Annotated in this window: 3 protein-coding genes; 2 read left to right on the forward strand and 1 reads right to left on the reverse strand. The window is 66.8% G+C overall.

Annotated features, from left to right (window positions below; genetic code table 11):
* Positions 1-94: 94 nt before the first annotated feature.
* Positions 95-1,885, reverse strand: coding sequence for a potassium/proton antiporter (locus CF68_RS25525; RefSeq protein WP_035824292.1), 1,791 nt, complete (start codon positions 1,883-1,885; stop codon positions 95-97).
* 351 nt (positions 1,886-2,236) lie between these two features.
* Here CF68_RS25525 and CF68_RS25530 point away from each other — a divergent pair, with 351 nt between their 5' ends.
* Positions 2,237-2,698 carry a tripartite tricarboxylate transporter TctB family protein gene (locus CF68_RS25530; protein WP_035824295.1) on the forward strand — a complete coding sequence of 154 codons (462 nt, stop codon included), beginning with the start codon at positions 2,237-2,239 and terminating at the stop codon, positions 2,696-2,698.
* Positions 2,699-2,711: 13 nt separating this feature from the next.
* Entirely contained in the window at positions 2,712-4,214 is a 1,503-nt protein-coding gene (locus CF68_RS25535; RefSeq protein ID WP_035824297.1) for a tripartite tricarboxylate transporter permease, read from the forward strand.
* Positions 4,215-4,246 lie beyond the last annotated feature (32 nt).

The following is a 4,246-nucleotide window of genomic DNA, read 5'->3' on the forward strand; positions in this document are numbered from 1 at the left end:
TTCGGTTTTTTCCAGCGCTGTGGCTCCGGCAAGCGCCCGCCCTCACCCCACCCCTCTCCCGCACGCGGGAGAGGGGAGCATGCTGCAGGCGTCGTCAAACGCTATCAGCCCTGCCCGCTCCCATACCATCCTTTTTCCGCCGCGGCCATAGCCGCCCGCCCGAATCCCCCTCCAGCCGCGGCAGCAACAGCCCCACCTGCAGGATTTGCGCGCCCTCCATGCGCGTCACCGTCAGCGGCAGGCCGGCGATCGCGACGCTGTCACCCTCCACCGGCGGCGAGGTGAAGGCCCGCTGCATGGCGGACTCCAGCGTCAGCGGCTCCTCTTCCGGGGTCAGCGCGCGCGTGCCGTACAGCGCCGCGACGTCGCGCAGCAGCGCATCGCCCGACAACAGGAAATCATGCGAGGCCTGCTCCCAGGTGGGCGCGCGGCCCGCCGCCTGGAACAGCGCCGACAGCATCGGCAGGGTCGTCACCGGCGCCATCACCGAGACGCTGTCGCCGGCGCGCAGCACGGTCTGGTCCAGCGCCGCCAGCGCATCGTCGCGCGCCACCGTCAGCAGCCGGCAGTGCGGCGGCAGCTCCAGCTGGTCGGCACGCACGTTCTCCACGGGCGCATTGGGCCCCACCTCGAACTGCATCACCTCCAGGATCGGCGCGCGCGTGCCGCGCAGGCGCGAACGCGCCAGCGGCTCGGGGTAGCCGGGGCGCCGCACGCGCGCCAGGCGCGCGGCCACCGACACCGTGGTGCCCTGGAACAGCAGGCTGGCCAGCACCACGGCAAAGGCGATGCGGAACAGCAGCCCCGCTTGCGGCACCTCGCGCAGCAGCGGAAACAGCGCCAGCACGATCGGCACCGCGCCGCGCAGGCCCATCCAGGCGATAAATCCGGTCTCGCGCGCATTGAAGCGGAACGGCAGCAGCGCCAGCCACACCGCCACCGGCCGCGCCACCAGCATCAGGAAGGCCGCCACCGCCACTGCCGGGCCTGCCACCTCCCAGATCCGGTGCGGCGCCACCAGCAGGCCCAGCAGCAGGAACATGGCCGACTGCGCCAGCCAGGCCATGCCGTCCATGGCGCGCATGGTGTCCGACGTCACCGCGCGCTCGCGGTTGCCGATCAGCATGCCGGTCAGGTACACCGCCAGGAAGCCGCTGCCGCCGGCGCTCTGCACGAGCGCGAACACCATCGCGCCGCCCGAGCACAGCAGGATCGCCTGCAGCCCTTCGGCCACGCGGATGCGCTCCAGCACGCGGGCCAGGCAATAGCCGAGCGCCAGGCCGAGCATCCCGCCCACGCCGAACTGCACCAGCAGCCGCGTGACCAGGCCCAGCGGCGTCAGGCCGTCAGGTGCGGTCAGCCATTCGATCAGCGTCAGGGTCAGGAAGATCGCCATCGGGTCGTTGATGCCCGACTCGATCTCGAGCACGCTCGCCACCCGGTCCTTCAGCCGGATGCCGCTGCTATTGAGCATCGAGAACACCGCGGCTGCGTCGGTCGAGCCGACGATGGCACCAAGCAGCAGCCCGAGCCGCCAGTCGATGCCCAGCAGCCAGGCGGCGAACACGCCGACCAGCCCTGCCGTCACCAGCACGCCCACGGTCGCCAGCGACAGCGAAGGCTTCAGCGCCACCCGGAAGGTGGCAAAGCGCGTGCGCAGCCCGCCATCGAGCAGGATCACCGCCAGCGCCAGGTTGCCGACCAGGAAGCTGAGCCAGGTATCGGAGAAGCGGATGCCGCCCGGCCCGTCCACGCCGGCCAGCATGCCCACGGCCAGGAAGACCAGCAGGAACGGCACGCCCAGGCGTGCCGAGAAAGCGCCCAGCACGATGCCCAGCGACATCACGACGGCGCCGATCAGAATGACGTGGTCAATGCTCTCCAAACCGCTCCTTGCGTTGCGTAGTGGTTCCTTGCGGAACCTTTCAAACCTTTCAGCGGCGGGGAGCGCCGCGCGGCGCAAGACCGCCCCGGATGATAGCGCAGCGACTCGCGCCTCTGCCCGCCAACCCGCTCCCAGCTTGGCTTAGCGGCACTTTTAAGCGCTCTTTCACTAGGGGATACCCTCAGCATGACCCTGTTTGCAGACATCTGAAAGGTAGCTGAAAGGTCGCCCCCTTAACTTCCACCCTGCCCGTAGGAGAGCTCCCGCAAACTGCCGCATGATGCACCGCAACGAAGGCAGCGGAAGGGAACCCTCCTGAGATTTCAAGCAGTCTTATCGAGGAGATTCACTTTGCGCATACGTAGCCAAAAGGACTTCGCCTCCGGCCTGATGTTCATCCTGGTCGGATTCGGCTTTTCCTGGGTCGCGCGCGGTTATTCCATGGGAACCGCCGCAAAAATGGGACCGGGATACTTCCCGTTCTGGCTCGGCATCGTGCTCGCCCTGCTGGGCGTGCTGGTGCTGTGGGGCTCGTTGTCTTCCAAGTCGGAAGAAGACAGCCTGGCCCGCTGGGACATCAAGACGCTCTTGTGGATCCTCGGTTCGGTCGTGCTGTTCGGCCTGCTGCTCAAGCCGCTGGGCATGGTGCTGTCGGTGCTGGTGCTGGTGCTGGTGTCGTCGATGGCCAGCCATGAATTCAGCTGGAAGGGTGCCATCCTCAACGCCATCATCCTGGTGCTGATCAGCCTGGGCGCCTTCGTCTACGGCATCAACCTGCAGATGCCGGTGTGGCCGGCTTTCCTGGCAAGCTAAGGAGGCCGCCAACATGGAACTACTCGCCAACCTGGGTCTGGGCTTCTCCACCGCCCTGACCTTCCAGAACCTCGCGTACGCCTTCCTGGGCTGCGTGCTGGGTACCCTGATCGGCGTGCTGCCGGGCCTGGGGCCGCTGGCCACCATCGCCATGCTGCTGCCGGTGACCTACACGCTGCCCCCGGTGGCCGCGCTGATCATGCTGGCCGGTATCTACTACGGCGCCCAGTACGGCGGCTCGACCACCGCCATCCTGGTGAACCTGCCTGGTGAATCGTCCTCGGTGGTGACAACCATCGACGGCTACCAGATGGCAAGGCGAGGACGAGCGGGGGTGGCGCTGGCCACAGCCGGGCTGGGCTCGTTCTTCGCCGGCTGCGTGGCCACCATGATCCTGGCCGCCTTTGCCGCGCCGCTGTCGGAACTGGCGTTCAAGTTCGGCCCCGCCGAATACTTCTCGCTGATGGTGCTGGGCCTGATCGGCGCCGTGGTGCTGGCTTCGGGTTCGCTGGTCAAGGCCATCGCCATGATCGTGCTGGGCCTGCTGCTGGGCCTGGTCGGCACCGACGTGAACTCGGGCGCCGCGCGCTTCTCGTTCGACGTGCCGGAACTGACCGACGGCCTGAACTTCGTCTCGGTGGCAATGGGTATCTTCGGCTTTGCTGAAATCATCGCCAACCTGGAGCAGAAGGAACACCGCGAGACCTTCACCGACCACATCACCAACCTGTTCCCGACCAAGGAAGACTTCAAGCGCATGATCCCGGCGGTGCTGCGTGGCACGCTGCTGGGCTCGGCACTGGGCATCCTGCCGGGCGGCGGTGCATCGCTGGCTTCGTTTGCTGCCTACTCGCTGGAGAAGAAGACCTCCAAGTATCCGCAGGAATTCGGCAAGGGTGCGATCGAAGGCGTGGCGGGTCCGGAATCGGCCAACAACGCGGCTTCGCAGACCTCCTTCATCCCGCTGCTGACGCTGGGCATTCCTCCCAACGCGGTGATGGCGCTGATGGTGGGTGCGATGACCATCCACAACATCCAGCCCGGCCCGCAGGTGATGACCAGCAACCCGTCGCTGTTCTGGGGCCTGATCGCCTCGATGTGGATCGGCAACCTGATGCTGATCGTGCTGAACCTGCCGCTGATCGGCATTTGGGTGAAGCTGCTGAAGGTGCCTTACCGCTACCTGTACCCGGCCATCCTGACGTTCTGCTGCATCGGCGTGTACTCGGTCCAGAACACCACCTTCGACGTGTTCCAGACTGCGGCCTTCGGCGTGGTGGGCTACCTGTTCATCAAGCTCAAGTGCGAACCCGCGCCGCTGCTGCTCGGCTTCGTGCTGGGGCCGATGATGGAAGAGAACTTCCGCCGCTCGCTGCTGCTGTCGCGTGGTGACTTCAGCGTGTTCGTGACGCGCCCGCTGTCGCTGGGGCTGCTGATCGCCGCTGCAGTGCTGGTGCTGATCGTGGCGATGCCGGCGATCAAGGCCAAGCGTGAGGAAGCATTCCAGGAAGAATAAGCAGGGAATATCGCCGGCCCAGGGGCCGGCGG

Origin of the sequence: Cupriavidus sp. SK-4 (assembly GCF_000611125.1) — a bacterium.
In the GTDB taxonomy this organism is placed as follows: Bacteria; Pseudomonadota; Gammaproteobacteria; order Burkholderiales; family Burkholderiaceae; genus Cupriavidus; species Cupriavidus necator.

Coding starts and splice junctions, on each gene's coding strand:
- CF68_RS25535 (WP_035824297.1), top strand. CDS start 2,712: ATGGAACTACTCGCCAACCTGGGTCTGGGCTTCTCCACCGCCCTGACC.